This window comes from Brucella gallinifaecis, assembly GCF_006476605.1.
Lineage (GTDB): Bacteria > Pseudomonadota > Alphaproteobacteria > Rhizobiales > Rhizobiaceae > Brucella > Brucella gallinifaecis.
Map to the genome: position 1 here is coordinate 410,852 of NZ_ML636801.1, position 23,382 is coordinate 434,233.

Genomic DNA, 23,382 nt, shown 5'->3' on the forward strand with positions numbered 1-23,382 from the left:
GGATGAGAAATCGTGGAGCAGGCTTCGGGCGGAAAACGCAAGAGCGGACGTAAAGCGCTTTGGGCAGCGGTAGCAGTGATTGCCATTGCAGCCGCAGGCGCCGTTGGATACAAGATCACACTTGAAAAGACGATCAGTGCGCAGCTTGAAAAGCGTGGTGGCAAAGCGGCTTCTGTTTCGGCTGATTTTTTTGGACGGATCAAGCTGACTGATGTGGTGTTGCCCCTCAAAGAAGGGACAGACATTACAATTGGCTCAATTGAAGGGCGCCCCAAAATCCTGTTCCTAGATGGCATGCTGGATGCCACGGATATCAAAACGGAAGTGGCGCAGTTCAGGATTTCTCTGCCAAGCGTGCGCATTGATGATGCCAATTTCGATATTGGTATGTTGCGCGATACTTTCGGCAATAGCGCATTGAGCCTGGCTGAGCGCGTTGGTCGCTTTTCAGCAAAGCGTGTATTGGTTCCGGAAATCAATATTGTTCAGATGTTGAACGATAAGGAACAAAAGACTTCCTATAAGGATGTGATATTGGAAGACATCGTGAATGGTCACGTTGCACAATATACATCGACCGGTGCGAGCTTTGACCTTGACCTTACATTACCGAATGAAACAGGTGGTACTAAAGAAGAGCGCATGGCTGGAACAATCGGTGTTTCAGAGGGTAAAGATATTGACGGTGTATTTATTGCTCGTCTTTACACCGATGCCGCCGGCCCGGATGACAAGGAGGCAAAGCCGGTCTATGGGCCGTTTTCTGCAAAAGATATTGTCATTGAGAGCGCACAGGCAAAGTTCAGCTATGACGAAATTCGCAGTAACGGTTTTACCATGCGCCTGCCTGCGGTGCCATTGACTGAAACGCTGCAGAAACTCGAAGCCGATAATGACATTCAAGCCCTGTCGCCCGAAGAACGTAAGGAGTTCTTTGTTCGTTTGATCAGTATCTTTGATACGATTGGAAAGGGTGATGTTGAATTGCTCGGCATGAAGGTTGAGCCTTCTGATGCTGAAAAAGGGAAGGGCAGCATCGATAAAATTTCGATGTTATTCGACAATAAGAGCCTTGATATTTCTCTCAATGGCTTCATGGCTGGCAATAGTCAGGATTACGTCAAGCTGGACGAATTTTCGCTCAAAGGCTTCAATTGGGAACCTTCGGTAGAGGCGATCACAAAATTTGCCGCTTTGAACGAAGAGGAAATGGAGAATTTCCCATTCACGACAATGCTGCCGGAATTTGGGACAACTGTCATCAAAGGTATTGAAGCCGATGTTCCTTATGACAACAATGTTAATGACGATATTGATATTGTGGATGAGGACGGCAATCCTGCACCAAAGCCGGATGGTCTGCCACATCGTTTGAAAATCGGTGTTAAAAGCTATGAAATTGCACTGAATAAGCCCGTGAATGGCATTCCGTCCGATATTCGTATTGCTTATGAAGATATGTCTTTGCCTGTCCCTGCCGACAGCAATGAAGAAATGTATCAACAGCTTCGCAAGCTTGGGTTTGATCGGGTTACGATTTCCTCGAACGTTGAAGCAAACTGGGATGAGCCAACCCAGAGCCTTGTCATCAAGGATATTTCCATGAGCGGAAAGGATATGGGCAAGGTTTCCATGTCCGGTTTAATGGGCGGATTCACCAAAGAGTTTTTCTCTGGCGATAAGGTGCTTGCTCAGGTTGCGCTTCTTGGCGTGAAAGCGCGTGAAGTGAAGCTGACGATTGAGAATGAGGGACTCGCTGAAAAAGCGCTTCAGCTCTATGCTGATGAACACAATATGTCTGTGGACGAGTTGCGAAGCACGCTTCTGCTGGTCGCGAATGGAGTTTTGCAGGAACTTGCTGCCGAACAGCCGCAGCTTCAGGGTGTAATCTCTGCGTTTAATACGTTTGTAGCGAAACCGAAGAGCTTTGAAGTGCGTGTGACGTCGAAGTCTGAACGCGGTATCGGTGCATTGGAAATGATTGCGGCTTCGCAAAACCCGCTGTTGATCCTTGACAAGGTCAATATTGAAGCGACTGCTGATTGATAATGTTGCTTTTTCGTTGATGAATAAAAGCGCCGGCTCATGCAGCCGGCGTTTGCATTTTCAGTGGCGTTTCAGATAGGGTGGTGAAAGTAAAGTTCATCATTTGGAATTCATCAATGCTCAAGAATATAAACCCTCTGCTGACTGGTTCCCTTCTCGAAGTGCTGGCAGATATGGGCCACGGCGACGATCTGGTTATCGTTGATGCGAATTACCCTGCGCAGGCTTCCGGCGTTCAGGTTATTGATCTGCCGGGCATCAGCGCAACCGATGTTGCGGAAGCTGTGCTGTCGCTCCTGCCGCTTGATGACTTTGTCGACAAGCCCGCGGCTGTCATGGAAGCTCCGAATGAAACACCAGCGATTTTTGCCGAGTTTGAGGCGATCATCGAAAAGGCTGAAGGTCGCAGGATTACCGTTGAGCCAATTGAGCGCTTTGCATTTTATGATCGTGCGAGCGCAGCTTATGCTGTTATCCGTTCCGGTGAAAAGCGTCTTTACGGTAATATTATTTTCAAGAAGGGCGTTATTCGCTCGTAATTGAAATTGAAAAGCCCCGCAGTGCGGGGCTTTTTAAAATCATGCAGACTTACTGCTGGGGCTTTGGCTGATGATGCTCCATCTTGCCTTTGCCGCCATGATGCGGGCCCTTTGGACCGTGGTGGAATTTCTTGCCTGCACGCAGTTCATGACGGTCAAGTTTGCCATCCTCATTGCGATCAAGGGCTGCAAATTCCTTCTGACGCTGCTTTTCAATCGCTTCCAGGGTGATTTTACCATCGCCTTTGACGTCAAGACGGCGCTCGAGGCGGTCTGCCGCGCGGTTTACCATGCGCTTGAGGGCCAGTGCTTCGATTTCATCGCGGGAGAGAATGCCATCGCCATTGGTATCAGCGGCTTTCAGCTCATCCATACGCGAGAACTTCTCAAGATCAATTGGCCCACGTTTTCCTTTGGTTCCATCCGTTTGTGTAATGGAGGTATCCGTTGCCGAGTTGCTTGTATTCTCGCTCTTTTTTTCCTGCGCAAATGCGGCAGTAGAGAACAATGCTGAGGCGATAACGGCAACATACAAGGTCTTCGATTTCATGGTTCTATAACTCCATCCACTCATTACAAAACACCATTAATTGGTGTGTGGGTAATGTGGTGCATCTTAGGTGAACCTGAAATGAATGGGTCGATTAATAATTGGTAATGTTATGATGCCCGTTTTGAGCGCAGGTGTTCGCGGAACATGGAAAAGAGGCCTGCTGCCACAACGATGCTGGCACCGGCTATGATATTCCAGGTCAGGTTCTCATGGAAGACGACGACAGCAATCAGAGCACCGATGACGAGCTGCAAATAGGTGAGGGGCTGTACTTCAACTGCTTCCAGAATATCATAGGCGCGAATGAGGCAGTAATGGCTTGCCATTCCGCAGGCACAAAGCGCGGCCATCCATGGCCAGTCATGCGGTGCAATAGGTTCCAAATGAAATACACCAACTACTGTAAGTACGACCGCGCCACCAACGCCTGTATAAAAGAAGCTGGTCATTGAGCTGTCTGTTTTGCTCACAGCTCGTGTGGCGATTGCATAAAATGCAAACATGATTGTGGCGGTGATCGGAAACATGAGTTCCCAGTCAAATTGGACATGTGTCGGGTCAATGATCAGCATGACACCGAGCAGGCCGACGAAGATCGCTATCCAGCGGCGCCAGCCGACTTTTTCACCAAGAAGCGGCACAGAAAGCATCGTGATAAGCAGTGGAGCTGCTTGAAATATGGATTGGGTCATTGCCATTCCGACACGGCTCAGACCATACACCAGTATAACAATTTCGGCAGCAAGCAGAATTCCGCGCAAAATTTGCAGAACTGGACGCTTGGTCGAAGCTGCGCGTGCTATCCCCCCGGAACGGGTTGCAATCAGGATCACAAAGATTGCAAAAACCCAATAACGCACCATCGTTATGAAGATGGGCGAATAATGTGAACCGAGATACTTCGAAATGCCGTCTTGCGAAGCAAAAATTATGACGGCGAGAAGTGTGAAAGTGTAGCCAAGGCTTTTGGGTTTCATAAGGCACTCATAGTACCGCTGCGCCAATTGCGCTATGCTTAATTATGCATGTAACAGTTTTGGATTTGAGAATAACCAAGCGAAATTATACAAAATAATTTGATAATTTTCAGTTATTTATCAATGTTCTGGATAATCAGCGGTAATTGCTCTTAAAAAGAGAAAATGGTGGGTGATGTAGGGATCGAACCTACGACCCGCTGATTAAGAGACATGTGCTTTTTATTGATTTCATTAGACATTTTTCTAAAATGGTAACAAAATCGCTCTAGCAAAAACAAGGGCTTACAAACCGTTTGTAAACTGTTCTAGCTTGGAAATAGCGATTTCGGCAAGCTCAATTTTGCCTCCCAGATAGTGCGCGTCAAGGATAGCTTCGGCATCCTTTTGGCTGTGGCCTGTAATTGAAGCAATCTGGCTTGTATTACACCCGGCAAGCGCCAGTCTTGTCACCGCTGTGCCTCTCAGATCGTGAAAATTTAAATCATCGATCCCCGCCTTGGCACAAGCTTTTCTCCAAGAAGTTCTAAACCCGTCTTCCGTCCAAGCCTTGCCATGTGAGTTTATCAGGATCGTGTCAAAGCTCTTTTCTCCATCACCAAGCAATATCTTGAGTGGCTGCCCAACGGGGATTGTCACTCTCGCGCCTGTTTTTCCCTGCTTGATGCGCAGTGTCTTGCCGTCATAGGAAGGCCAGCTGACCCGCAATAGGTCGCCTTGGCGTTGTCCGGTCCAAAGCCCCATCATAAGAGCAAGCTGTAATTCCTTCGATGCGACCTTGATAAATCGCTCGATCACGTCTGGCGTCCATATCTTTTCAGCACGTTCGGATTTATAAAGCCTACCACCGCGCTCACAGACGTTCACTGAGATGTGGCCCCGGTCTTTTGAGAATGACAAGACACGGCTTAGCACAGACCAAGCATAATCGGCAGTTCTCGGCCTGTCAGACATGGTATCGCGCCACTGCTTGAATTTTCCTCGTGCGCGTGGGTTTTCCAGATACGCAAATGACAAATCGCCGAATACGTCCTCAATCTCCTTGAGGTATCGGATATAGTCTTTGCGGGTTTTATCAGATTTGCCGGTGAATTCGGACGCTTTGGAAAATTCCTTGATCAGGAAAGAAAGCGTCTGTTTCTTGCCTGATGTTAGCTGCTTACAGGCTTCGCTATACACTGCATGAAATTCTGGATCTGATGGAGATAGCAGTTTCCCATCTTCACCGCGTAGAAGCGGACCGCCACGCCATGCGTAATAATAGAAACGCTCCTCGCCATTAGCGAGAAGCTTTTTTACCCTGTGTACGCCTTTGAGCGAGACGCGCATCTATTGCAGCCTCCATTTCATCGAAATTAGTATCATCATTCGTTTGTATCTGTAGGCCTGATAAGCGGTCTATTCTGGCGTCGATCGCTTTACGATCCCATCTGTTTGTACCAGGAACCGAGTTCGGCAATACGCCACGTTTCACCCAGCTTGAAAAGCCTGACGGTGTAAGACCGCAATACTGTGCGGCCTCCATCTTGGAAATCATGCGAGGCTGGTTACTCACTCTCTCCCCCTTTCTTGCAGTGCTGTGCGGTCTGAAAGGATGCGCTTCACTTCGTTGGATGCCTCCGCGTCAGTTGGCTTTCTGCCCAATCGCGTTTCAAGCTTGCCGTAGATCGTATGCGGCCCGGCGTTGTGCCATGTGATTGTAACGTCCATCAATCCCCGCCTTTCAGGGCTTGGCGCTGCGCCGTCTCTCCGCTGATTTCGATGTGATCCGCAATCTCGCGAAGCAATGACGCCATCTGGCGAAGCTTCTCTTGGTTCGGATCGCTGTCGAGATAGGGGCGAGAGCTAGGGACATCACCAATCAGCGCAGAAAAGTAAGTCCGCGTTGGGTTGTGAAGATGGCAATATTCTCCGGTAGGGAACAGGCTGTCCACAAAAGCCTGCGCTTGTTCACGTGTCAGCTTCATTCGCTCTGCTCCCCTAGTGCGGATGCGGCGAGCATCTTAGGCCACAGTACTTGCCCGTATCGCCAAGCATCGCTGCATTCCTCTAGCATCTCCTCTGTCGGGTCCTGTAGAGCGGCGAGGAAAGATTTGCGCGCCGCCTCTGCATCGTCCAAGTACGGTACCTTATGCGACCACGGCAATTGCGACCACGGCGTGCGCCCTGCACCGTTACGGCTTTCATAGATTGCCTTCGCGGCGTTCGTGACTTCCTTACTCGCCATGGTTGCTGCCTCCTGTCGGGCGGGTGGAAGAGGTCCATGCGTCACGGTCAAGGACGCGCTGCAAACGTTGAGCTTTACGCTCTAACTCTGCGGCCTCTTCGGTGAGCGCGTAAATTTCCTGCTGTATTTTCGATCTTTGCGCTTGCGTCAGCTTACTCATTCCGACGCTCCCGGTGAGGCTGGGAGGATGGATGAGCCGCCTGATACGGGGTTAAAAGCAAGGATGTCCGGTTTCTCACCGCCATTGAACAGCCAGTTGTATTCAGCCGCTTCGTAATCGGCGTGGTGCTTTTGCTGCCATTTGCGGATAGACAATTCCCGGTCGCCAGACTTAATCATGACGAAATAGTCAATACCGGCAAAAGTCTTCATTTCTGCAACATACGCCTTGCACCCATCCGCTACAGGCTGGGACGAGAGGGTGCGGATTGCGGCTGTGTGTGCCGTGTAAACCTTCTGGATGGTCGCTAAAGGTATCTCGCCTTCAAACTTTTCATCGTGTTTTTGCATTAGGGTTACGGCATCGAAAAGATCCTCCAACGCCTGCGCACGCGGGGATGGGGCCAGATAAAGAGGGACTACTTTGCCACGACCGCAAGATGAAACATAGTTTTCTGCTGCTTGCTTCGTCTTGAATGTGGTTTCGCAGTTAACTCCGTAATGGTCTGAGAAAATTATAGACCATGCTACTGGCTCTTGCTTCACCCCTTGCAGGAAAGGCAGGGCGGCTGTGAGGGCGGCGCGAACTGCTGTTTCACCTACGCAATTCGGCGTGTCGTAATACTCGTCTATGCGCTTGCTTGCCGCCTGTACTGCTTCATCTGGGATGGTCATGGCTTCCTCGCATTCCGAATAATCACGATTGCGGCTTCATCGTCGCCGGATACGCCATGCAGGGCTAAGGCCACTTGGCACGGATCGATTTTGTGCTGTTCCCAGAACTTTTGCTCATTCATCGAATGCTGTGAACGGTGCATTTCAGGGCTAAGGGGAACCGTCCAACGGTCATCCGGCTTCTCAGCCTTCCCGGTTTCTCGCTTGCCGTATGCTGGTGCCGCGTACCGGATATGAGCGGCTTCAACGCCATACTGACCAGTCACCAAGCAGGGCAGGGTTCTAATCCATGCCAGATGCTTGCCGTCCTGTTTCCTTGGTCGCTTCTGTCCCTTGGATGGGGCAGTGCTGAATGCTTCGGGGTGTCTGCGGACTGCTGAGGCCATCACTTCACCTCGCTCGGATCGATACCGATCACGCCACAGGTGTAATCAATCGCAGCATCCAGATCGGCATTGCCTTCACAGACCGATTTAAACGACCGTGTGATCGCCCCAGCTTTGTCTCGTGCAAGTTTGCTAACCAGAGCGCCGCCAGCGTCCAGCCCCTTCGCAGAGTTGACGATTATGGACGGGTCAAGCTGATAGCCTTCTGCCGGTGTCGATGCACCAATGCAGCCAATAATGAACTGCTTCAATGCTTCCCGTTCGTCATCGCTAAGCTTTGCTTCATCACAATCGTAGACGGCTCCACCGTGCTGTTCTATTGCGCTGGAGGTGACGCTATCAGATGCGGTTGTATTTTGAGTATCCGGGGCTCTGGCTGGCGTTTGTGTCTGTTCCGGCTGATGGTCAATCTGAAAGCCCTCGTGTGACTGCTGGCCAATCTGCGCGGTATCTGGCTTGCTCTGCAAAAGCTGAGAAAGGGTGCCACGCTGCTGGATGCGGTTCTGCTGAGCGTCCACATCGTTACGGCGACCACTGAAATCATAAAGATCGTCATCACGGCGCATCAGATCATCAAGATCGCTTGACATTGGCAGGCGCTTAGCAAGGCGGCGAATGACTGTTTTCTTAGCCATTTCATCCCACCAGTCAGCCCACGGGCCGAATTTGCCAGTCTTGGAAACAGCGCGAACCTTTTCCACGTCTTTCAACGTCATTATTTCGCGGTAAATGCCGCCGTCCTTGGTCTTGGCAATCGCATAAACAAGCTTCGCATCGCCTCGGTTACTGTCGAGGCAAGGTCGGTGAACGATAGTTTCTTCATCGCCAAGAGTGTATTGGAACTCGTCGTTTTCGTAGACGACATAGGCGGATAGAGACAGAAGCTCGCCTGAGTTACGAATTTTCTTGAGGATGCCGCCAACCATGGGCATCCATTGGACCTTCTTAATCCAAACGTCTTTGCCACCTTCCTTGGCCTTTGCATTGAAGATCACGAGCGCACCATCGCGACCGTCTGGCAGCAAACCGTCCTGCGCGGCCTTCATAGCGCTTTCAAACAGCGAACGGCGATCAGCATTCATCAGGTCGGCATTGCCACCCACAGCCGTCATAACAACGCGCATGAAGCGCTCTACGGGGATATGAGGCGGAAGGGCGACTGCAACTTCGCTTTCCTGCTTGGTCCACTGGTCGCGGAAGCTTTCAGCAGGAGTTCGCGTTTGATTGGTCTGGGTAACAGCGTTCATGTTTCAACGCCTCCTATGCTGCAATTTGATGTTGATATGCGATGAACTGGTCAAGCGTTTGCCGGGACCAAGGTTTCATCTTGATAAAGCGCTCGCCTGCGCTGAATGGGAGCTTGCCGGGCCAGTAACCGCTATCGAGACATTCGCGGATCGTGCGCAGCGCATACCGAATGATGTCTTCGCCACGGTCGATGTCTTCCTCGTCAATCTCGACGTGTGAAGTGTCAGGAACATCGTCGTTCAGCACGTACAGCAGAACGAATGTCTTGAACGGAAGCCGAAGCCCACGGCAGGCCATGCGGGTCATTGCAGCCTGTAGGTAATAGCTGGCATCCACGATCTGACGGGACAGGAAGTCCTCATCAAAGCTGCTGGCTGTTTTCAGGTCCGCATAGACTGCATCTGCATTCGGGATCACGTCAGGACGCGCCTTAAGCCAGATACCCGTTTCAGGGTCTTTCCAAAGCATCGATCGTTCGACACGACCAGTCATCAAGCCTTGCTGCACAAGCGGGTACTGGTTCGCATCATCCCGCATACGTGCAATCCGCTCGAACTGTTCAGGTGTGACGATGGTCTTGCCTGCCGCGATCTGTTCGGCTTTCCACTCCTGCGCTTCCTTCTTCTTGTAATCCGGGTATTTCTCAGGGCGGATCACAAAGGCCGCGTCAAAATCTTCATCGCCAAGAAGCAAGCAATGCGTTGCCTTGCCGAAGTCCAGAGCATCAGACGGCTTTGGCTTCACATGATCGGGGTTAAACTTCCAACGGCCCCAGAACGCTTTCGGGCTGCTGTTCTTCTGGATCGGATCAAGCCACTTCAAAGCGCTCTTGGAAACTGCCGGCGCATCCAACAAATCGAGATTGTTGTGATAATCGTCCAGGCTGATGCCGCGATAGATGCCGTTCTCTGAAATCGGTGTCTTTCCGTCCCAAGTTTTCTCTGGTGACAGGCGGTCCATAATTTCATTCACAGGTTCGCTGATATGCTGGAAGGTGTCAGTCATGCTGCACCTCACGAGCGCGAAGCATTGCGTCAGCAAACACATATGAGAGCATAGCAATGGACATCACGTAATGAGAGTTTGCTTCATCGCTAATCGTCGCCTTGTAGTTGCCAGCAAAAACGGATAATGCCGCGATTGCTATTTCATCCCGCAATGTCTTCTCCGGTGCTGAATTGGCTATTCTGGCGACAATCTCAGCGTTCATGCTGCGGCCCTTAGCCTTGGCATCTGCGGCTATCTGGTCGCGCATACCGTCAGGAAGACGGACAACGAATTGGTCTTGGTCACGAACCTTGGTCATGTCTTCAACTCTCCCGGAAACTCTTGTGCCAGTGCCACCTCGACTGCGAGGACGAAGCTTGCGTCTATCTCGGTCTGTATCTGGCTGGCTGTTGCGATCTGTTCTGGTGTGAACCGTGGGCGCTTCTCATCGCCCTTGACTGACTGGCGGCGCACATAGCCGCTTACTTGGAGGAGGGCGGTCATTCGGCCCTCGCTCGTATCTCGAAGCCTTTGAAACGGCTGTCGTACTCACCTTCCAGAACTCGGAAAATCGTCTCATGGTCGCCACTGCGGAGCATTGGTTCGATCATCGGCCATAGAGTTTCGCTTGCATAAAGGCTCGTACCATCGTGCCAGCATGGTTGACCGATTAGGGGGCAGTTGATGCGGTCTGGCGCTTCGTCGCAGCGATAACCCGATGAAGCGGCGTGATGAAATTCTAGGCCGGCAGACGGTCCATAACCTTCTGTGATGGATACGTGAAAATGAACTCCGCCCATAGGGCCTACGAGTTCCCAGCAATGGCGAGCCGAACCGAAAGGCTTGGTCCATGTGTATTTGTGGTGACGGAAACGGGCCATATCGAGCCTCACACTTTCTCGGCTAGAGCGGCCCAATACAGGAACACGCCACAGAAGGTTGAAACGGCAACAAAGCCAGCGATGTCTTCGATAAGGTCACGCATTGGAGCCTCCTACCGGCGCGGCTTTAGGCTTGATCATGCTACGATCCTGCCGGTTTAGTTCCTCATCGCCCTTACTTCTGACGTAGAAAACTTCCGAAAGAAGACCGTTGACTGTCTCGTGTAACTGCTTCCGCAGGTGATCCTTGAGCGATCCACCCAGGTTGATGACGTGCTGCTTCATCTCGCCTTTGAAGTCATCGGCAACAAGTTGCGTCATCATCCATTCCGCACGGGTCATGTCTGCGCCGTAGCCAGTTGATGGCTTGCCTTGACGGTCGACCTTCGTATTCCAATAGCCGCCGATCTGCTTTTCCAACTCGGCACGAATGGAAGTTTTCTCACCATTCTGCATGCCGAAGCCGTCAACCTTGCAATATTCACGCTCAAGTCCGTTTGTGATTGCCAGTTCGATTTCAGAGCGCAGGCGGGTTTCAGCGACTTCCGTCCAGAGCTTTTCGATGCGAGCATCAAATGCACGTTTCGCACGGTCCCATAGGCTTTCATCGCTGATTAAATCGGAAGCGACTTGCTGGATAATGGCGTCTTCAATTCTCTTTTTGTCGATTTCCATGTCGTTCCCCTTAGAAAGGAATTTCGTCAGCTTTGATCAGCTTGACGGTGTTGATCGGAGGAATGTCAGCATGAAATCCTGAAACGGCTTTGACGACGAAGAACACTGCTCCCGGTTCCTTCAATGCCAGCCTTCCGGCTTCCTTCTCAGCTTTGTCCTTGCTGAAATGCTTATAGGTTGGAGCTGAGCCGCCACTGCGCCAGACAAGCCAGAACCTGCTAAATTCCAGAGCCATCAAGCAGCCCTCCCATGTACGTAATCGTTGATTGTCTCGATGGCCTTGTCGATCAGATCCAGAACGTCCTCAGAGCGTTTCAGGCGGTAATCCCGGCGCTCTTTGTCGCTCATTGGCGGCTCACTTCCGAACCCGCGCAGGTAGTCGATCAACCGGATTTCATCGTCACAGTTCTTTTCAAGAAACCGGCCAAGCAAGCGGCGAACCTCAAGCCCACTCTCGCCCTGATCCTTCAAGGTGAAACACGAAAGCCCAACCGATCCGGCAATGCCCTCAATGGCTTCAACAGCCGCCGTGTGGTTCTTGAAAATCGCCAGTAGTTCGGCTCGGTCTGACATTTCCATTCACCCCATGTTGTCGGCCAGATCAGCGTTTGCTTCTTCGTGGCCGTGTTCGGTATGTGAGTGAAGATACCAGATTGGTATAGACTGTCAATACCAAAATGGTATAGAAAACGGTATGAGCAAAAAACCTTCCAACCCCGCAGCCATCTATTTGCAGAACCGTGACAACTGGATCAGGCTATTAGTTGATGATCTTGATATGGCCCATACAGCCGTGCGCGTGGGGCTTCACCTTGCTATGCGCATCAATGCCACAGACAAGGATGCATGGCCTTCCACGGCCACTATTGCGAAGATGACAGGGGTTAGCGTTCGCTCTGTTATAAGCGCGCTTCAATCTCTGGAAGATGGCGGATATTTGCTTTGTGCTCGAAAACGAAACATCGGAAACAGATACTGGCTTCGTTTCAAGTGGGCTGAATAAGTGCAACCATTGCAGTTATATAAGTGCAACCATTGCATATGAATAACGGAAAGCTGAATAACGTTAAGTTATATATCTTAGATATAATTCTCTGAGGTATAAATTATATACACAAGGAAATTGATCAGATCATGGACAGTTTGGATTACATAAAAACGCAATCTCATCGACTGAATGATGATCAACGAGGCTTCGTTATGTTGATGGATGAATTGCCAGAAGGGTCAGTGCCAACGAAAACCGACAGCGAACGCATCGCGCAGTTGTATCTCTGGCTGCATATGGACAAAGGTTCGATTGCGCATCGAAGGTTTTCATCTTCCGTTCCCGTTAAGGGCAGGCGCAAACGATAGCCAAACAAAAACCCCGCCGAAGCGGGGCTGGTGTTAGTTTTTATTTGGACGATTGACCTTTACAAAGGCCCAAACAATCGATCCGATCATTGTGCCTCCGAGTATTGCGGCTATCCAATTTGCATCCATGCTGATTGCATATGCAGTCACTGCCAATACCGATAAGACAAAAATTATCGCGAGGGATTTACCATAGATACTCTCGAAAATAGTCCATCGGATCTCTTTCTTTTCAAGCTCGCGCCGATGTTTTGACTCTTCTTCCCAAGCTGTAAAAATACGTTCAGCGCCATTATTGACGATCTGATCATATTTCAGCATATCGGAAGGCGCGGGCAGAGGTCCAGACCAAGATGATTGTTCAACGCTTACTTTCATAGCTATACGTTGATTATCTTGATTTGCATGTTGATGATGTTGCGCTTGAGGAGGTGACGCTCGTTTAGCGGCTGGTTTCTTCACGGCTTTTTTCTTTCGCAATGGCCGCTCTCATGTCTGCGCCCAATCGAACAAAGTCACCGCGAAGTGCTTTGTTGGCCGAAACGCCACGAGAGTTGGCCGAGACATTGCTCGGTCCAGCCAAAGTCAGAAGAGCCGCTAATCCGGTCACAAAGCTACCGGCGACACCTTTACGGCGTCGTTTAGGCTGATAGCGGGTGTTGTACCGTTCTTTTAAAGCGATCTTGGACATGGCCCGAATATATTCCCCTGATCCTGAAAATCAAATTAACATTTTGTTACGCGGTAAATTCCTCATTCCCCATCCCCTTTATCCCCGCGTGGGGTTACCACTTGCATGCTGAACGAATTGGCTTCACCGCTTCATCGAAGCCTCTGATGTCAAAGGTCACAGTGATGGCCGACTGGTTGAATGGTGTTACCCGTACGACCAATTGTTTATGACCTTCCAGAGATTTCAGGAAAGGAATTGCTGATCCGCCACTCCACAGTCCTAAGCCTGTGTTGTCGGTTGATACGTTAAAGCCCTTAGTTACGGCTTTGTCGGTATCGAGGCGGTATGTGATCTTCCCGTAATTCTGGATGTCGGATAGGAACTGGTCTGCGAAGGTAAAGTAAGCAGAGGTTTTGTTTTCTTTGCAGCGCATGTGTATCTGCGCATATCCGGTGCCACCAAACCTCTTGGAAAGCTTATCTTCGGATTGGAGGGCAGCGTAATGATCTGCCGTGTCGGCTATCTTAGAAACATCGGTCTGGCTACGCCATTTGCCAGTGCCTTCTGTGATCGGATCGGTTTTTATCTCGTTTCTGAAAATACCGTCATAGCAAAGAAGGCGCTTGGCTGCATCGTTCTCTTTCGCGCATGAATTGCCACTATCCTCTGCCTGTACTGGCACGACAACAATCACTGCAATCAAGGCGACCCCCGCCGCTCTAAATCCCCGCATGTAATCCCCTGTAAAGTTTAGCGTCTTGCTACGTGACCGCAGATACGGCCAATGATTTGAACCCGCTCTAAATCCACCTCAAACGTCTCAAGAGCTGGATTGTCGGAAATGATTTTCACTCTGGCTGGGTCGGAGAATGGAACGCGCTGTAGGCGTTTTATCTGCGGCTCGCTGACACCGTCGCTGATTGCGTAGACCGTATCAGACACATGATCTGTCTGGCTTAGGTCAACGATAACCCTGTCTCCAGGTTGATACGTTGGCGACATGCTATCCCCAACGACTTCCATCACCACGGTTGATTTGCGCGAGCTGCGCAATTCCTGCGTTACGAAATCATCTGGCATCACCCATTCCGCGACTACCCGATGACCTGCAACCCTCTCCCCGCCATGTTCCACGCTGATAACCTCACCAATGGAGCCAAGACCAGCCCCCAGCTTTACATCAATCTCAGGTATGGCCCCTGGCGTCGATGGGGTCCAATGTTCCCTGCTGTATGCTTTTTTGTCGAAGTCAGGATCGTAGCTATGCACTAAGCTGCTGCGTGTATTCGCCTCTGGAAACATCAGATCACCAGCCGAAACGCCGAGGTGCGGGGCTATTTTTGTTGCCCACTCTTTAGTCAATTTACGCTGCGTCCCCTCAAGCCTTTGAATTTGAGGCTGAGAAGTCCCGACCAACTCCGCAAGCTGCGATTGGCTAAGTTTTTTTAGTTCGCGGAGGCGCTTAATTTCATTCATGGCGGGACGTTATTCCGGCTTGGTATGAAAATCAAAAACCATAATGGTATTTTTTGCTTGCAATGCGATACCAAACTGGTATGTTGCTGGTATGGAAAAGCTGAAAACATACCTCAAAGACAACGGCCTATCGCACGATGCCTTCGCAAAGGAGGTTGATGCGACACAGGCGACCATCACGAGATACGTGCGCGGGGATCGCTTCCCGACACCACAGATGATTGTGAAGATCGCCAAGGCTACTAATGGCGAAATTACAGCGTCTGATTGGTATGCAAGCTCTGCTGGTGCAGCATGAGTATTCACCAGTTCCCGCGGTGCGCTGCCTATCTCAAGGGCATGCGTGTGAACCTGAATGATCCAGAAATGACGGATTATTGGTTCGCGGTGATCCTTGGCGACAGAATGCCAAAAGAAGAATTGGAACGTGACGGGATCAACTTCAATCGACACGAACGCGACGGCATCAAGCTTTTGCAGGGCATAGAGCGCATTCTGGTTGAAGGTCGCAACAAGAGCAAGGTTTGGGCCAGTGAAGCTCTCAAAGCATTTATCGGCTCTCGTGGCGTGAAAGCCTCGAAGCTGAAAACCATAGAAGATTTTTGGAAGGTTGCGGCCATTCTCTGGCCTCAGCACATCAAAGGAAAGATCGGCAGTCTCGATCAGCTTGAGGCTCATATCCGGTCCTTATCCAAGAAACAAAGACAAGCGGCGCGTGAGAACCTCAAGCGGGTTCCTGCTGAGTTTCGCACAGCTTTTTAACCAATTGCCTGCCTCCCTCCCTGTTTGGGGCAGGCGATAATCCCGGAACTCTGGCTTCCCCTGTCGGGGTTCCGGGAGCCAATTTCAAAGGAAACAATCATGAAGCCAGAACCTAAGCTGCTAATCGCTTTGGAAAGCATCCCCCATGTGATCGGGGAACGCCAGTTTCGCACTCTTTGCCTTGCTTTAGGCATTGAGGAAGAGATTTTTCGGCACAAGGAATACGAATTGTCTGGCTTGAGCCGTGAGGGATATTTCGCCCGTCATGTTGAGAACAAAGCAGCTTCCGTAGTCCAAGCACGTGTCGCAGACGAGATTAAACCTTCCCGTCAACCTTTCGCAGGTTTGTAGTTGATTGTTCTAGGAGGGATTGCAGTGCTTTGTGTGCCTTTTCCCTCAGTCTTGTTGCGGCAACTTCAGCAGTAATTGTCTGCTCGTAGCCGTCAAACTCACCAACACTGGCATGGTCTGAAATGGAAACCCTGATCTTAAATCGCGAACATTCGGGAGTTTTAGCAACAAACTCACCTGTCCATGCGCCAGAAGAGCGTTCGTATGAAACGTTCTCAAGATCAAACACAACATTATCGGCCATTCTAATCGGTTCCTTCTCGGATTTGGTATTTCGAGTTTTGACACCTCTTTATGCCGCTTTCGGGAAGGGCCGTCCATCTAACAGCCAGAGAAACATCACCGGAAAGGATCGAAAGGATTGTGCGCCTGCAAGCTGCTTCCCTTCGGATTTCGTGGTGAGTTTTCAGGCCAAGTCCATAAGACAAGCTGAATGCCTGTGTCAGTTTTCCAAGCTCTCCGGGCAATCCGCTTCATCTTCATCACTTCAGTTCCTTCGTTCTGGCCGCTCCCTGATTGGTGCGACCCACGGTTCAATCAATAACCGTGGAGCCACCCAAGATCATGGGAACATTGTCCAAGAACGTGGAAATCTCACCCAAGCACATTTCGCAGGATCGTACCTCAATGTCTGACGCTGACTTAGCTGCCGACCTTCTGGATGAACTGATTGGCTACCGCGGTGTACGCGAGCCGATCAAGGCCATGCTCGATAGAGCTTACGATAAGCTTTCCAGAAAAAGCCCGAAATGGACGCGCCGCAGGGTGAGGGCAATTTTCAACAAAGAAGCCAACCGCATTGAAAACCGGGAAATCTCGGACTTGGAAATGCTTATCGCAGAAAGAGAGCGTCATGCTGCCTACAAAGCAGAAACCGCCCGTATGGCTCAGATGGCTGTCGCTCCGGCGACGAATATTGCTCGCCGCTATGCTCCGAAGGAAGGCAGTCAGCTTAGCTGAATACGTCTGCCCGGAGTTGGCCGATTACCCAACGATTGAAGAAGAATTCAACATTCCAACATCGGGAGAACGGAAATGAACGCAGGACATAATTCCAAACTCACACAAGGCGAGTATGACGCGCTCCTGATGGATTGTGCGCGGAAGGAAAGCATTCACCTTGCCCGTATCGCGGCGTTGCAGGCGGATCGCAAAGCAGACCGTAAGATATTCCAAAGCTACGGCTATACGCTCCATGAAGTTGATACCGTTGTGAAGGGCATGAATGCCGAGGATAAGGACAAGGTTGCTGAAAAGCACCGCCGTCAGGCCAACGCCTTGTCGCTTCTGGGTATTGTCAAAAAGCAGGGCGACTTGTTCGAGGACGAGCGTGATTATCTCGATAAGGTTTTCGATGACGGCAAGATTGCAGGCTTGAAGGCTCTGGACCGTGTCAGCGGGTTTATGGCTGGCACTGACGAGGATCAGGCTTGGTTACGTGGTTACGACGCGGGGCAGGAAGAACAGCGTAAAAACCTCGTCTCTGCGATGGAAAAGATCAATTCAGCATCGGACGAAGACCACGGCGACCCTGACTTCCCAGACGCGGAGGCGGCGTAAATGTCAGAAGCCAAAATTACACCTGAGCCGTGGCAAGTAGATGTCGTTCTGTATGAGGACGAAGTTAAGAAGACTGCGAATGTTTATAAGATGTCCGGTGAGTTTAAGGTGTCGGATTTTATCTGCACTTCAAATTACGAACATTCGCATCTGATCGCCGCAGCGCCTGAATTATACGAAGCCCTATACCGTCTCGTTCGTGATTGTGAAATCGCAGGGCTGCAAGAACAGGCTGGCTTCGATTGCTGGATCAACATGGCAAATAAAGCCCTCGCCAAGGCAAGAGGTGAGGGGGAATTATGACCTCCACCACACGCCGCCAGAAACAGGCCTACGACTTCATACGGTCGTTCATCGATAAGGAGGGCTACGGCCCTTCATATCAAGAAATAGGGGACGCCTTGGGCATCGTATCCCGTTCCAGCATTCACCGGCTTGTTCACGGTCTCAAGGAACGCGGTCTGATCGAACTGATCCCAAACCGAGCAAGATGCATCGCCCTGAAATTCGATGCTGCATATCACCTTCGCCGGGTACTGAGCGCAATAGATGGCTCCCCGGTTTCCGACAATGAAGCTGTCCAAGAAGCAGCGAGATATTTAGCCGAGGCCGCGTAATGGTTGATTTAACACCCGGCAGCAGAAGAAAGCTTCTGCGCCACATTGATGAGGGCAGGCATATCAATGAGCTTGCCGGGTTGATGCAAATCAGCCGCCCTGCCATCCGCAAGATCATTCTAGCCGATGCGGAACTAAGCCAAGCCTGCAAGGACAACGGTACGCTGACAAATGATGATGAGTTCGTCGTTGCTCGTGTCGAGTTGTCCAGAGTGCCAGAGGGTTTAAACCCGACATTCGTTCGTAAGGTCTGGTCCAAGCGCCGCAAGGAAGCTGAACGTGAAGACATCAGACAACGTGAGATGGACCGTGAAGAACGCCACGAGCGCGTTGCTGAGGCCGAACTAGCGGCAGATGCGGCAGTAGCATTCAGAACGCTCACTATCCGCACTGCTGGCGATCCTGTCGAGGTGGTGAGTTGCACAGGTGAGCCAATCATCCTTGATAGCAAACCGACCATCCGCAAGATCATCGAAGACGTGATCCGTGGAACGTCAGTAACCTACGAGGATATTATCGGCAAGCGGCGCACAAGAGACATCATCCCGCTACGCCACACCGCAATCGCAAATGCAGTGGCAATTCGGCAAGATTTGAGCCTTCCCACCATTGGCAGACTTTTTGGCGGTCGTGACCACACAACAATCCTTCACGCTGCACAGAAAATGGGTGTCAGTAATCGCCGGTTTAAATCCGATGCAGCACAGAGGGCCGCTTGATGACGCCAGATGTGAAGCAACAGGCCGCAGCTTTGAAGGCTGCAATCCCCGCTGACAATCGAGACAAGACCGCCCGGATATGTGGCGATCCAGTTTTTGAAAGGTCAGCTCTGTTCCAGAAGCTCAAAGAGCAAGGCTCCACGCCGATACGGAGGCATCATGAGTAGCCTTTCCCTCGCACTATTAACCCTTGGCGTCACCGCTCTTTGTCTCGCCGTAATTCTCGCACCAGTGGCGTACTTCTTGGGGAGGTTTTGAAAATGAATGAGATTTCACTCGGTCGCCGCCTCTCTGATGTTGTTGCCGAATACGAGCACAAGAAGGCTGCTATTCCAGACGTGCTGGAAACCTTCAATAAGGCTGGCACTGCCCTGAAAATGGCTTGCTCGATTGCGGGTACGCATGGGCGTGAAAACATCAATACTGGCCATGTCCACAGCAGCACCATGGAACAGAACCTGCTTAAATCTTCGTGGTTCTTTGTCTATGACAAGTTGCAGATTTCTTATCTGGCATCGGCAAACGACAAGCGTCGATTTGAGCAGAGCATGGCTTCGCCGCCAGAGTTCACGATTGACAATCTACGCGCCACCTTTGGCGATTACTTGCTTGATCCTCGTGGCAATATCCTGCGCGGTTTGGCTGAGGTCTTTTGTGAACTCGATCAAGCATACAAGAGCCACGACAAGGTGAAGATCGGCGTTAAGGGTCTTCCTAAGCGCGTTATCCTGTCCAATGTTGGCGGATATGGATCATATGGCCGGGATCGGCTGATTAATCTTCTGAATGCATTGGCCGCTTATCAGGGCAAGGCGCTTGTCGAATACGACGAGCTTAAGCCGGTCGATAATTATTACAGCTACGTAAAAGGCCACAGCGTTGGAGAGGTTAAAATCGAAGGCCGTGGCGTAAGCGTTCGCAAGTTCATGAACGGCAACGCTCATGTGATCTTTGATGAGCAGGCGCTTCGCGACATCAATATGGCTTTGGCCGAATACTATGGCGATGTGCTGCCGGACGTGAGCGAAGATAAGCCGGAAAAGCGCCAAGAAAGCACAGCAGTAGCGAAAGACCTTCAATACTACCCAACGCCGCAAGCGGTTGTTGATCGCGTTGTTGGGGCCATCTACGGCTTGGAGGGGCAGCGCATTCTTGAGCCCTCATGTGGCTGCGGTCGCTTCATGGATGCATTGCGCTCTGCTGGCGCTGATGTGGTCGGATGCGAGATTGATCCGGTTCGCGTTTCGATGTGCCAAGCCAAGGGCCACCGCGTCATGCGCATGAACTTCCTTGAGACAGTGCCAAAGCCTGAATTTGACCGTGTGATTATGAACCCGCCATTTTACGGGACGCATTACGCCAAGCACGTCAATCATGCACTGCGCTTCCTTAAGCCGGGCGGCACACTGACAGCAATCCTGCCGGTAACAGCTCGATATGACCATGGATTGCTTGATGGACGCTGGGACGACCTGCCTGTCGGCTCATTTCGTGAGAGCGGCACCAACATCAACACGACAATTCTGACGATGAGGGCGGCGGCATGATCATTCTTGGCTTAGACATCGCAACCACAACCGGCTTTGCTTGGTATGATCCGAGTGCGTCAATGTCCACGATCCGCACAGGCATTATCACGTCGATCGGCGACAACGCCGAGGATAAAGCGGCGTCGATCGCCACTCAGCTTGTGACCATGCTCAAGGCAGAACGTCCTGATTTCGTGGCTATCGAGCAGCCGATGCGCAATGTCGTGACCTTCAAGAAGAAGAAAACCGACATGGCAGGCGACAAGGACGAAACAACGATCAACCCGAATGCCTTGCAGCTTTCCAGCCTGTCAGGTGCTGCCGTGGCGATTATCTCAGCCTATCGCATACCTTGGCTGACAATCCCGTCATCTACATGGCGTTCACAATTCCTCGGTTATGGACGCAAGCCCGGCTTCGCAAGCAAGGACTGGAAGAAAGCCGCAATGGAACGCTGCCAGATGCTCAAGATACCAGTGAAGAAGCACGACGCGGCGGAAGCTGTCGGGATTGCCTTCGCGGCATCAGGTTCACAGCAGTTCAAAATGCTTCAGAGGCAGGCAGCATGAGACACGAAGCCCCTGACGTTGCCAAAGCCCTGCCGCATAACATCGAAGCGGAACAAGCCATGCTTGGCGCTGTATTCATCAACAACGCTGCCTATGACGTTGTTTCGCCATTCCTAAAGGCTGATCATTTCTATGAACCATTCCATAAGAGGTTGTGGGAGGTTATCGGCCGAGTAATCCAGAGCGGGAAGAACGCGAACCCGATCACGCTCAAGCACTTCATTGATGCGAATGAACCGATCACGCCGGATATGAATGCATTCCAATACACAGCGCGTCTGGCAACGGAAGCTGTCACAGTATTGAACGCAACTGATTACGCTCATGCGATTGTCGATCTGGCACAGCACCGTGAGCTCAACTCGATCTTCCTTGATGGCAACGATCAGGTGAACAATCCTTCGCCCGATAGATCAGCAGCCCAGATCGCAGCCGACATTGAAGAACGTCTTGCAGCAATAAGAGCGGAAAGCCCAAAAGCAGAGGGACCGGGAACGGCTAAGGCGGCAGTTGCCCGGATCATGGATCAAGACGCCAAGGGCGCGGTTGTCCCAACAATCAAGTTGCCACTCGATCAGATCACAGAGGTTCTTAATGGTGATTTGGAAGCCGGGAACTATTACGGGCTTCTATCATCGTCAGGAGAGGGCAAGACAAGCCTTCTGGTGCAGATCGTGGATCATGTGGCTGCAACTGGACACCCGGCGCTTGTGATCAGCTATGACCAGTCGCCGGAACAGATTTTTCAACAGATGGCGTCACAGCGCACCGGGATAGATGGCCCACGTATCAGACAGAAGCAGCTCACCGATAAGGAAAAGGAACGCTATTACAAGGAGCTGCTCACAATCTCTCGTCTGCCGATCGAAGTAAAGCGATGCACCCGCGAAGGCACAGCACAGCTTGGCGGATATGTCAGGCAGTTTCGCAAGCGTTTCCCCCAAGGCTATCCGATGATCTTTCTCGACCATGTACGCAAGGTCACGCCGCGCGATCCGAAAGCTCACGAAGGACGCATTGCTTCCGAGATTAACGGCTTTTGCAAGGCCATGGCGGTTGAAATGAATGCAGTCTGGTTAAGCCTCATGCAGCGCAACAGTGCCGGTATGAAGCGCGACAATCCCCGGCCCATATCCAGCGACATATTCGGCGGTGAACAGGCTAAGGAAGACTTTGACGGCATTCTCTATCTGTACCGGCCCGACAAGTACAAGGAAGACCAGTTGCGGATTGCCAAGAACGAAAAGGAAAAGGACGAAATCGAACGCCGGTTTGAAGGCTGGGAGGATCAAGCAGAGATAGGGGCTTTGAAGGTCCGCTTCGGTGACAGCACAGTGAGACGTCGCTTGCGGTTTGAAAAGGAATGCACCCGGTACGTGTCTATGCGGAACCAAGGCGATGCAACATTTGAGGGGATGGGTTTCTGATGAACCACTTCGCAGCCTATGTTCAGAAAGTACCGAGAGGATACCGCGTCATGGTCCGCTTTGCTCAGCATGGCAGGCCAAACCCGATCCTATGCAAGGGCGGCGCACCAATCGTCTACCCAACCAAGCTGGAAGCCACAGAGGAAGCGCTCAAGCACCTTCTGGCATACATGAACAACGAATACCTTCGGGTAGGTGAAACCGCGTCCAGCGCCCGCACAGAGGCAGAGAAGCTATTCCCGTCACTCCAGCCGATACGGAAGAACGGGAAGGTTATCCAGGTGGAACGGAAAAGGGCGGCGGCATGAGAAAGCTTGCAGCAATATTCCTCTATGAAAAGAGCGGTCGCACCGCGCAGCCATGGGCAGATGCTGGGATTGAATGCTGGTGTGTGGATATAGATCATTCGATCCGCCGGGATAAGAAGATCGGAAACATCAATTTCGTCTGGGGTGATGCCCGTTCGTGGCGTCCACCGTCTGGCCTGGATATCGTGTTTGTCGCTTCTATGTCGCCATGTACCGATGTCAGCGGAGCCGGTGCACGTGATTTCGTCAAGAAGGGCGGGATAATGCTTCGGGATGCTATCGAGATGTTCGAAGCTGGCCGTCAGGTGGCGGCATGGTCAGGCGCTCCATACTTCTGCGAAAACCCGGTCGGCGTCCTGTCCAGCATTCCGCACATAGGCAAGCCCGACTTCTATTTCCATCCGTCAGACTATGCAGGGTATGCCGACGATCCCAGCAGCGAGGCCTACACGAAGAAAACGTGTCTCTGGACCGGAAACGGCTTTGTGATGCCAGCCAAGAAACCAGTCGACCCAGTGCTTGGATCGAAGATGTGGAAACTCACCCCCAGCGATGACCGGGCTGACTTGAGAAGCGCAACACCACAGGGCTTTGCCCGCGCAGTATTTGAGGCGAATTGCCCGTTTGAGATGAGGAAGGCGGCATGAGACATCCAAATGTATACTTGGACCTTGATGGCGTC

Annotated in this window: 40 protein-coding genes; 17 read left to right on the forward strand and 23 right to left on the reverse strand. The window is 51.4% G+C overall.

Annotated elements, in window-relative coordinates:
* Nucleotides 1–12 precede the first annotated feature (12 nt).
* Entirely contained in the window at nt 13–2,046 is a 2,034-nt protein-coding gene (locus FHY56_RS04110; RefSeq protein WP_140903897.1) for a hypothetical protein, read from the forward strand.
* Nucleotides 2,047–2,162: 116 nt separating this feature from the next.
* Nucleotides 2,163–2,585, forward strand: coding sequence for an RbsD/FucU family protein (locus FHY56_RS04115; protein ID WP_140903898.1), 423 nt, complete (start codon nt 2,163–2,165; stop codon nt 2,583–2,585).
* A gap of 49 nt (nt 2,586–2,634) precedes the next feature.
* Here the strand turns inward: FHY56_RS04115 and FHY56_RS04120 are convergent, their stop codons facing one another.
* The 18 genes from FHY56_RS04120 to FHY56_RS04190 all read right to left on the reverse strand — a co-directional run bounded on the left by FHY56_RS04120 (nt 2,635) and on the right by FHY56_RS04190 (nt 11,926).
* Nucleotides 2,635–3,135, reverse strand: a complete 501-nt coding sequence (locus FHY56_RS04120; protein ID WP_140903899.1) for an EF-hand domain-containing protein — start codon at nt 3,133–3,135, stop codon at nt 2,635–2,637.
* A 110-nt stretch (nt 3,136–3,245) separates the two neighbouring features.
* A complete protein-coding gene (locus FHY56_RS04125; protein ID WP_140903900.1) occupies nt 3,246–4,115 on the reverse strand; it encodes a DMT family transporter in 870 nt (289 codons plus the stop codon).
* A 285-nt stretch (nt 4,116–4,400) separates the two neighbouring features.
* Nucleotides 4,401–5,444: a tyrosine-type recombinase/integrase gene (locus FHY56_RS04130; RefSeq protein WP_140903901.1), complete on the reverse strand. Its 1,044-nt coding sequence runs from the start codon at nt 5,442–5,444 to the stop codon at nt 4,401–4,403.
* Nucleotides 5,395–5,670 (reverse strand): hypothetical protein, encoded by a 276-nt coding sequence (locus tag FHY56_RS04135; protein WP_140903902.1) that lies wholly within the window; start codon nt 5,668–5,670, stop codon nt 5,395–5,397. The genes FHY56_RS04130 and FHY56_RS04135 overlap by 50 nt, the downstream gene beginning before the upstream one ends.
* On the reverse strand, nt 5,667–5,825 hold the full coding sequence (locus tag FHY56_RS17750; RefSeq protein ID WP_158447729.1) for a hypothetical protein: 159 nt from the start codon (nt 5,823–5,825) through the stop codon (nt 5,667–5,669). The genes FHY56_RS04135 and FHY56_RS17750 overlap by 4 nt, the downstream gene beginning before the upstream one ends.
* A complete protein-coding gene (locus FHY56_RS04140) occupies nt 5,825–6,082 on the reverse strand; it encodes a hypothetical protein (protein WP_140903903.1) in 258 nt (85 codons plus the stop codon). Before FHY56_RS04140 ends, FHY56_RS17750 begins: the two co-directional genes overlap by 1 nt.
* Nucleotides 6,079–6,342, reverse strand: a complete 264-nt coding sequence (locus FHY56_RS17755; RefSeq protein ID WP_158447730.1) for an HMG-box domain-containing protein — start codon at nt 6,340–6,342, stop codon at nt 6,079–6,081. The genes FHY56_RS04140 and FHY56_RS17755 overlap by 4 nt, the downstream gene beginning before the upstream one ends.
* Nucleotides 6,332–6,502: a hypothetical protein gene (locus FHY56_RS17760; protein ID WP_158447731.1), complete on the reverse strand. Its 171-nt coding sequence runs from the start codon at nt 6,500–6,502 to the stop codon at nt 6,332–6,334. Before FHY56_RS17760 ends, FHY56_RS17755 begins: the two co-directional genes overlap by 11 nt.
* Entirely contained in the window at nt 6,499–7,176 is a 678-nt protein-coding gene (locus tag FHY56_RS04145) for a hypothetical protein (RefSeq protein ID WP_140903904.1), read from the reverse strand. The genes FHY56_RS17760 and FHY56_RS04145 overlap by 4 nt, the downstream gene beginning before the upstream one ends.
* On the reverse strand, nt 7,173–7,562 hold the full coding sequence (locus FHY56_RS04150; protein WP_235889413.1) for a DUF968 domain-containing protein: 390 nt from the start codon (nt 7,560–7,562) through the stop codon (nt 7,173–7,175). The genes FHY56_RS04145 and FHY56_RS04150 overlap by 4 nt, the downstream gene beginning before the upstream one ends.
* Nucleotides 7,562–8,809, reverse strand: coding sequence for a recombinase RecT (locus FHY56_RS04155; protein ID WP_140903906.1), 1,248 nt, complete (start codon nt 8,807–8,809; stop codon nt 7,562–7,564). The genes FHY56_RS04150 and FHY56_RS04155 overlap by 1 nt, the downstream gene beginning before the upstream one ends.
* A 13-nt stretch (nt 8,810–8,822) precedes the next feature.
* Complete coding sequence (locus FHY56_RS04160) at nt 8,823–9,815, reverse strand: PD-(D/E)XK nuclease-like domain-containing protein (RefSeq protein WP_158447732.1); 993 nt, start codon at nt 9,813–9,815, stop codon at nt 8,823–8,825.
* Nucleotides 9,808–10,116 (reverse strand): Arc family DNA-binding protein, encoded by a 309-nt coding sequence (locus tag FHY56_RS18300; RefSeq protein WP_140903908.1) that lies wholly within the window; start codon nt 10,114–10,116, stop codon nt 9,808–9,810. Before FHY56_RS18300 ends, FHY56_RS04160 begins: the two co-directional genes overlap by 8 nt.
* Nucleotides 10,113–10,301, reverse strand: a complete 189-nt coding sequence (locus FHY56_RS04170) for a hypothetical protein (RefSeq protein ID WP_140903909.1) — start codon at nt 10,299–10,301, stop codon at nt 10,113–10,115. Before FHY56_RS04170 ends, FHY56_RS18300 begins: the two co-directional genes overlap by 4 nt.
* A complete protein-coding gene (locus FHY56_RS04175; RefSeq protein ID WP_140903910.1) occupies nt 10,298–10,678 on the reverse strand; it encodes a hypothetical protein in 381 nt (126 codons plus the stop codon). The genes FHY56_RS04170 and FHY56_RS04175 overlap by 4 nt, the downstream gene beginning before the upstream one ends.
* 96 nt (nt 10,679–10,774) lie before the next feature.
* Nucleotides 10,775–11,353, reverse strand: coding sequence for a hypothetical protein (locus FHY56_RS04180; RefSeq protein ID WP_140903911.1), 579 nt, complete (start codon nt 11,351–11,353; stop codon nt 10,775–10,777).
* A 10-nt stretch (nt 11,354–11,363) separates the two neighbouring features.
* Nucleotides 11,364–11,588 (reverse strand): hypothetical protein, encoded by a 225-nt coding sequence (locus FHY56_RS04185; protein WP_140903912.1) that lies wholly within the window; start codon nt 11,586–11,588, stop codon nt 11,364–11,366.
* Complete coding sequence (locus FHY56_RS04190; protein WP_140903913.1) at nt 11,588–11,926, reverse strand: hypothetical protein; 339 nt, start codon at nt 11,924–11,926, stop codon at nt 11,588–11,590. The genes FHY56_RS04185 and FHY56_RS04190 overlap by 1 nt, the downstream gene beginning before the upstream one ends.
* A 121-nt stretch (nt 11,927–12,047) precedes the next feature.
* On the opposite strand from FHY56_RS04190, the gene FHY56_RS04195 reads away from it, so the two are divergent.
* On the forward strand, nt 12,048–12,356 hold the full coding sequence (locus FHY56_RS04195) for a helix-turn-helix domain-containing protein (RefSeq protein ID WP_140903914.1): 309 nt from the start codon (nt 12,048–12,050) through the stop codon (nt 12,354–12,356).
* Nucleotides 12,357–12,487: 131 nt separating this feature from the next.
* Nucleotides 12,488–12,709 carry a hypothetical protein gene (locus FHY56_RS04200; protein WP_140903915.1) on the forward strand — a complete coding sequence of 74 codons (222 nt, stop codon included), beginning with the start codon at nt 12,488–12,490 and terminating at the stop codon, nt 12,707–12,709.
* A gap of 33 nt (nt 12,710–12,742) precedes the next feature.
* On the opposite strand, the gene FHY56_RS04205 is transcribed toward FHY56_RS04200, so the two are convergent.
* From FHY56_RS04205 to FHY56_RS04220, 4 genes are all read right to left on the reverse strand, one after another.
* Nucleotides 12,743–13,171, reverse strand: coding sequence for a DUF2335 domain-containing protein (locus FHY56_RS04205; protein ID WP_140903916.1), 429 nt, complete (start codon nt 13,169–13,171; stop codon nt 12,743–12,745).
* Entirely contained in the window at nt 13,152–13,400 is a 249-nt protein-coding gene (locus FHY56_RS04210; protein ID WP_140903917.1) for a hypothetical protein, read from the reverse strand. The genes FHY56_RS04205 and FHY56_RS04210 overlap by 20 nt, the downstream gene beginning before the upstream one ends.
* A 94-nt stretch (nt 13,401–13,494) precedes the next feature.
* Nucleotides 13,495–14,115, reverse strand: coding sequence for a type VI secretion system-associated protein TagO (locus FHY56_RS04215; RefSeq protein ID WP_140903918.1), 621 nt, complete (start codon nt 14,113–14,115; stop codon nt 13,495–13,497).
* 17 nt (nt 14,116–14,132) lie between these two features.
* Entirely contained in the window at nt 14,133–14,858 is a 726-nt protein-coding gene (locus tag FHY56_RS04220) for a LexA family transcriptional regulator (protein WP_140903919.1), read from the reverse strand.
* A 43-nt stretch (nt 14,859–14,901) separates the two neighbouring features.
* Here FHY56_RS04220 and FHY56_RS04225 point away from each other — a divergent pair, with 43 nt between their 5' ends.
* The 3 genes from FHY56_RS04225 (at nt 14,902) to FHY56_RS04235 (ending at nt 15,971) form a co-directional block, all read left to right on the forward strand.
* Nucleotides 14,902–15,156 (forward strand): helix-turn-helix domain-containing protein, encoded by a 255-nt coding sequence (locus FHY56_RS04225; RefSeq protein WP_140903920.1) that lies wholly within the window; start codon nt 14,902–14,904, stop codon nt 15,154–15,156.
* The gene (locus FHY56_RS04230; RefSeq protein WP_140903921.1) at nt 15,153–15,620 is read left to right on the forward strand and encodes a hypothetical protein; all 468 of its coding nucleotides are present in this window, start codon (nt 15,153–15,155) and stop codon (nt 15,618–15,620) included. Before FHY56_RS04225 ends, FHY56_RS04230 begins: the two co-directional genes overlap by 4 nt.
* Nucleotides 15,621–15,719: 99 nt before the next feature.
* Entirely contained in the window at nt 15,720–15,971 is a 252-nt protein-coding gene (locus FHY56_RS04235; protein ID WP_140903922.1) for a hypothetical protein, read from the forward strand.
* Here the strand turns inward: FHY56_RS04235 and FHY56_RS04240 are convergent.
* Nucleotides 15,937–16,215 carry a hypothetical protein gene (locus FHY56_RS04240; protein ID WP_140903923.1) on the reverse strand — a complete coding sequence of 93 codons (279 nt, stop codon included), beginning with the start codon at nt 16,213–16,215 and terminating at the stop codon, nt 15,937–15,939. The genes FHY56_RS04235 and FHY56_RS04240 overlap by 35 nt on opposite strands.
* A 383-nt stretch (nt 16,216–16,598) precedes the next feature.
* Here FHY56_RS04240 and FHY56_RS04245 point away from each other — a divergent pair, with 383 nt between their 5' ends.
* From FHY56_RS04245 to FHY56_RS04285, 10 genes are all read left to right on the forward strand, one after another.
* Entirely contained in the window at nt 16,599–16,931 is a 333-nt protein-coding gene (locus FHY56_RS04245; RefSeq protein ID WP_235889414.1) for a hypothetical protein, read from the forward strand.
* A gap of 75 nt (nt 16,932–17,006) precedes the next feature.
* Nucleotides 17,007–17,531 (forward strand): hypothetical protein, encoded by a 525-nt coding sequence (locus tag FHY56_RS04250; RefSeq protein WP_140903924.1) that lies wholly within the window; start codon nt 17,007–17,009, stop codon nt 17,529–17,531.
* A complete protein-coding gene (locus FHY56_RS04255) occupies nt 17,532–17,834 on the forward strand; it encodes a hypothetical protein (RefSeq protein WP_140903925.1) in 303 nt (100 codons plus the stop codon).
* Complete coding sequence (locus FHY56_RS04260; protein ID WP_140903926.1) at nt 17,831–18,148, forward strand: LexA family protein; 318 nt, start codon at nt 17,831–17,833, stop codon at nt 18,146–18,148. The genes FHY56_RS04255 and FHY56_RS04260 overlap by 4 nt, the downstream gene beginning before the upstream one ends.
* A complete protein-coding gene (locus tag FHY56_RS04265; RefSeq protein ID WP_140903927.1) occupies nt 18,148–18,867 on the forward strand; it encodes a helix-turn-helix domain-containing protein in 720 nt (239 codons plus the stop codon). Before FHY56_RS04260 ends, FHY56_RS04265 begins: the two co-directional genes overlap by 1 nt.
* A 260-nt stretch (nt 18,868–19,127) precedes the next feature.
* Complete coding sequence (locus tag FHY56_RS04270; RefSeq protein WP_140903928.1) at nt 19,128–20,414, forward strand: DUF4942 domain-containing protein; 1,287 nt, start codon at nt 19,128–19,130, stop codon at nt 20,412–20,414.
* Complete coding sequence (locus FHY56_RS17765) at nt 20,411–20,965, forward strand: RuvC family protein (RefSeq protein ID WP_158447733.1); 555 nt, start codon at nt 20,411–20,413, stop codon at nt 20,963–20,965. The genes FHY56_RS04270 and FHY56_RS17765 overlap by 4 nt, the downstream gene beginning before the upstream one ends.
* On the forward strand, nt 20,962–22,392 hold the full coding sequence (locus tag FHY56_RS04275; RefSeq protein WP_158447734.1) for a replicative DNA helicase: 1,431 nt from the start codon (nt 20,962–20,964) through the stop codon (nt 22,390–22,392). The genes FHY56_RS17765 and FHY56_RS04275 overlap by 4 nt, the downstream gene beginning before the upstream one ends.
* Nucleotides 22,392–22,700 (forward strand): hypothetical protein, encoded by a 309-nt coding sequence (locus FHY56_RS04280; protein WP_140903930.1) that lies wholly within the window; start codon nt 22,392–22,394, stop codon nt 22,698–22,700. Before FHY56_RS04275 ends, FHY56_RS04280 begins: the two co-directional genes overlap by 1 nt.
* Nucleotides 22,697–23,347 (forward strand): hypothetical protein, encoded by a 651-nt coding sequence (locus FHY56_RS04285; protein WP_140903931.1) that lies wholly within the window; start codon nt 22,697–22,699, stop codon nt 23,345–23,347. The genes FHY56_RS04280 and FHY56_RS04285 overlap by 4 nt, the downstream gene beginning before the upstream one ends.
* Nucleotides 23,348–23,382: the final 35 nt, after the last annotated feature.